At 48.0% G+C, this 4,209-nt stretch carries 6 protein-coding genes; 1 reads left to right on the top strand and 5 read right to left on the bottom strand.

The window, feature by feature from the left end; genetic code table 11:
• Positions 1–438 (top strand): hypothetical protein (locus AB7S66_RS11630; RefSeq protein WP_428520181.1); only part of this gene is annotated, 438 nt, incomplete at its 5' end.
• 81 nt (positions 439–519) lie between these two features.
• On the opposite strand, the gene AB7S66_RS11625 is transcribed toward AB7S66_RS11630, so the two are convergent.
• The 5 genes from AB7S66_RS11625 to selA form a co-directional block, all read right to left on the bottom strand.
• A complete protein-coding gene (locus AB7S66_RS11625) occupies positions 520–777 on the bottom strand; it encodes a transposase (RefSeq protein ID WP_428520185.1) in 258 nt (85 codons plus the stop codon).
• A 79-nt stretch (positions 778–856) separates the two neighbouring features.
• Entirely contained in the window at positions 857–1,027 is a 171-nt protein-coding gene (locus tag AB7S66_RS11620) for a transposase (protein ID WP_428520183.1), read from the bottom strand.
• Positions 976–1,287, bottom strand: a complete 312-nt coding sequence (locus AB7S66_RS11615; RefSeq protein ID WP_428520179.1) for a transposase — start codon at positions 1,285–1,287, stop codon at positions 976–978. Before AB7S66_RS11615 ends, AB7S66_RS11620 begins: the two co-directional genes overlap by 52 nt.
• Before the next feature lie 235 nt (positions 1,288–1,522).
• On the bottom strand, positions 1,523–3,316 hold the full coding sequence (gene selB / locus AB7S66_RS11610) for a selenocysteine-specific translation elongation factor (RefSeq protein WP_428520177.1): 1,794 nt from the start codon (positions 3,314–3,316) through the stop codon (positions 1,523–1,525).
• Positions 3,317–3,319: 3 nt separating this feature from the next.
• Positions 3,320–4,209, bottom strand: an 890-nt coding sequence (gene selA / locus AB7S66_RS11605; protein WP_428520175.1) for an L-seryl-tRNA(Sec) selenium transferase, incomplete at its 5' end; no start/stop codon positions are given.

Genomic DNA, 4,209 nt, shown 5'->3' with positions numbered 1-4,209 from the left:
ATGGGGTCAAGACCTGCTTTTATGGGCAATCCACATTTTGAAGATGAAAATCTTCTATCGCTACATCATAGTGTTCCATCACTGAATATGTGTGGCTATGGTACAAAACATCTTCCCTATGAGTTATGGGCTTTTACCGGTCAAGGATTTGGGGCAAAAATGCAAATTGACCTTTCAGACGTGGATGACAAGATAGTGACATTGGCACGGTTCAATCCATATGGGGATACTATGAGTGTTAAAACAGGAGAGATAGTAAAATCAGAATTTATTGAAACATATTGCAGCCCTTACTATTCTATAAGAATGGACAATGCTCGCGCTTTTATGCATCGGCTTGCAGATTTCGGTCACCACCAAGTAATGGTGTTAGGTGATTGGACAAAGAAACTTGATCTAATCAGTTCCCTGATGCATTTTTCCCTTACAAAAGATTAATAGATCGGCACCAGAAGATGCCTTTAGGCAATAAAGGAGAAGGAGGTCGTTCTGGACATTTTTCAAACATAAAAATGCTGGCTATTCATGGGTGCAGTCCCCGAGGCCATCCATGAGGCATTCGATGGTCTTGGGGAAGCTTTGTCCATATTCCTTTTCCAGCTCGTGTGCACAGGCCTGGGCATGCTCTGCATCCTTCTGGCTCCATACCAGTTTCAGTTGCTTGATAAACCCTTCCTTTTCCCTGGTCGGAACAGGGGCCAGGATGTTGCGCATGAAGTGTACCTTGCACCGTTTCCGTACAGATCCGACAAAGCATTTCTGGATTGCTGCAAACAGACCCTAGTGGGCATCGGAAACCACCAGCCAGACCTTCCAAGCCACGTTCCTTGAGTTGCTCAAATAGGGGGCCTCCGACTCATTGTCCATGGTCCACCGCGATTATCCGCACCTTCCCGTTGTCCCTGGCTTTCTCATACAGGGCATCCACCCAGGGCACCGGGTATTCCACATCCATAGACCTAGAACGGAACTCCTTCACCTGCCTGTCCAGCCTTGAGGTGATGTTGCTCGCCTGCGATGCAGTGATGTTCTCAATCCCGATCTTCCTTGCCTGATTGCCGATCTTTCCCGCTGACCATGCCTCCTTGATCGGGGCTTGCTCACTGCACTTGCGCTCGGATACGAAGAAAGGGACATACCCCCGTTTCTCAGCTTGGGAACCAGCAGGTACCGTGTTCCAAGCCGGGTACCGAATCTACGGGTGCGATACCCGCTGCGGTATGCAGTCCTTGCCTTTTCATGGGCACCCTTGGGTGCATTGCATTTCTGTGCGATTTCAAGCTCCATGAGCTGTGGCCTGTCATCCACTCGAGCATGGCCAACATTGGGTCCTGTGCTGATTGGAACTGAGTAATTTCATTTCCAAAAAAACGTGCTATTGTTGGTTATGGCCATTGTGAATCCTTTGTTTTGATGCGTTATCTAACCGTATGGAGCATCCAATGACCTTTTTTACATCCTCAACCCTCTTGTGAACCCAACTTTACACTAGCGATACAATCAAGAATGACAATAGTTTCCGCTATAAAACAACGCGGGAATCACCATCTCGCTTGACCATGTGTTTTTCCTCCATCTTGTTCAGCAAGGGTATAATATACCGTCTTGACAGACCAGTGCGGTCCTTCGCTTCAGGGATTGAAAACACATCACCGGCCTTTCTTCCTTTGAGGATACTATCGGTGATTTCATCAAATCGTTCACGAGTGAAATAGATATCTCCCTCGAGTGGGACGACCTTCTCGATTCTGATCAGATTACGCAGTTCCCCTCGAGCTCCTTCATCTGTGATTTCCTTGAGCTGAACTCCCCTATCACGAGTATTCTCAAGCTGCTTCATAATCTTCTTCCCAAGCTTGCTCAACTCATAGTCACCACCGAGTTGGTCTGCAGTGAGATACACCTGCTCTCTCTCTGTTACTTGATAGGTCACAAGTGCCCGTTCTATCAGGTAAGCATCAACCTCTTCTGGAACAATCTTTCCTTGCATGAATTCTGCACGGGTTACCCCTCCTGGGCGGCTTGCCATCTGTCGCAATCTATCAGCTTCCTCCTGCAAACTATTTTCAAGAATAATGACCTCGTTAATGATTCGGTAGCTGATATCCTCTTTCGCAAGGAACCTTTTCAAGTCCCGTTTTTGTCTGGATGTAGTATTACTCAGCCAACCGTTAAGCAGGAGGCGAAGTGCCGACTCATCCTCAATGCAATCCCCTATTGGATAGGATGCAACAATCTGGGCGAACTTGTTCCTGAAATGTTTGCCGGTCTCCCCGCTCCAGATGAATCGTCCCTTTCCAAGAATATGATACCCACCACGTTGGATAAAAAGGCAGATATCGAGCCAAGAAACAGCAATTGCTTCATCCAGTACAAGTCGGGCATATCCTTCAGTTCTCAGGAAATGGATTTTCCCGATATAGTGTCCGGTACCCGTTGCTAGCTCCACTTCCATATGATTACGGATTTTCCTGTCCTCCATCACCTCATACTGGATAATGAATTCACGCTCAACTTGGAACTCATTGGGGTCTATTGCTGCAATGCAGCCTCTGGAAACAGACCCAGTCTTCACTCCCTGGAGACTTAACGCGACTCTACTGGTCGGCATCGCCATCTCAACTTCTGTATGATAACTCTGGATGCCTCGTATCCTCGTCGTTATTCCGGAAGGAAGGATGGTCAGTTCATCACCCTGCGATATGGGACCTCCTGAAAGGCTCCCTGTCACTACAGTACCAGAACCCTTGACTGTAAAGACCCTGTCAATATGGAGATATCCTGATTCATGCCGTTCAGAGCGAGCATCCTGCTTGAGGAGGGACAGGATTGTAGCTTTCAATGTTTCAATTCCCTCTCCCGTTATCGAGGAGACCCCGATAATGGGGATGTCCTTGTTGAAGATTCTTGTCAGCTCTTCTCTGGCCATCTCTTTTGCCAGATCGAGCACATCGGTATCGACAAGATCAATTTTTGTGATGGCACACACAATATGCGGAATTCCCATGGCCTCAAGAACTCGTGCATGGTCTTCACTCTGTTGCATCCATCCTTCATTGCCTGCAATGACCAGTACAGCGACCGAGAGAGACCAAGCCCCAGATACCATGTTTCGGATGAACCGTTCATGACCAGGTACATCAATGACTCCAACGGGGATTCCTTCATCGTCAAAGAAGTGGGCAAATCCAAGGTCAATCGTCATCCCTCGCCTCTTCTCTTCGGGGAGGCGGTCGGCATTGATGCCGGTGAGTGCTTCTATGAGCGCCGTCTTTCCATGATCTACATGTCCTGATGTTCCGATGATATGGTACATATGCTAATTCTTAAATCCCATAAGCACCTCATGTACATGAGGAATGTCTCCATCTTCCATCGTGGCCATATTCAGATGGACACGCCCATCATGTATCGTTGCAATGATGGGAGGAGAGGAATCTCTCAGTCTCTCCAGTATCGTTTGCGGAGATTGCTTGCCCGCAATAACCACAGAGAATGAAGGAAATGTTTCATCCGGGGCAGTTCCTCCCCCACTGGTACAGGTACTCTCCTCAAGAGAGAATCGGCTCTTATCGAGACCTTCGAGGAGCTTCTCTCCTTTTTGTCTCATACCCTCATAGGGTTGCAAGAGTTTTTGCGCAAGATGTCCCTTTTTACCGTTGAGATAGCTTACAAGCGTCAACTCCAATAGGGAGTAGATTGTCTTGCCGGGACGAAATACACGCATCAAAGGGTGTTTTTCCATCTGAGCAATCAAATCCTTGCGACCTGCGATGATACCTGCCTGAGGACCACTGAAGATCTTATCACCACTGAAGCAAACAAGATCAGCACCTTGAGAGAGATGGCTCTTCACGGAAATCTCACCAGGAATTTTTTCATTGATTACACCAGAGCCCTGATCTACGCAGAGCAATACCCCACTATTTTTCAGGGAGGAAAGTTCCTTTACAGAAGGAGTCGACGCAAACCCCCTGATGGCAAAGTTCGAACGGTGCACTGAAAGTATCATAGCAGTTTCAGGAGTGACAGCTTCAGCGTAGTCTTCGAAGGTGGTGATATTCGTTGTCCCCACTTCAACAAGACCTGCTCCGGTTGCCTTGAGAATCTCTGGGACACGGAACCCACCCCCGATTTGGACCTGCTCTCCACGGCTTACGATCACTTCCCTGTCCTTTGCGAAGGTTGCAAGGATCAGGTAAACGGCAG

This window comes from Sphaerochaeta sp. (assembly GCF_050178175.1).
GTDB lineage: Bacteria > Spirochaetota > Spirochaetia > Sphaerochaetales > Sphaerochaetaceae > Sphaerochaeta.
This window is presented reverse-complemented; position numbering and strand designations above follow the sequence as displayed.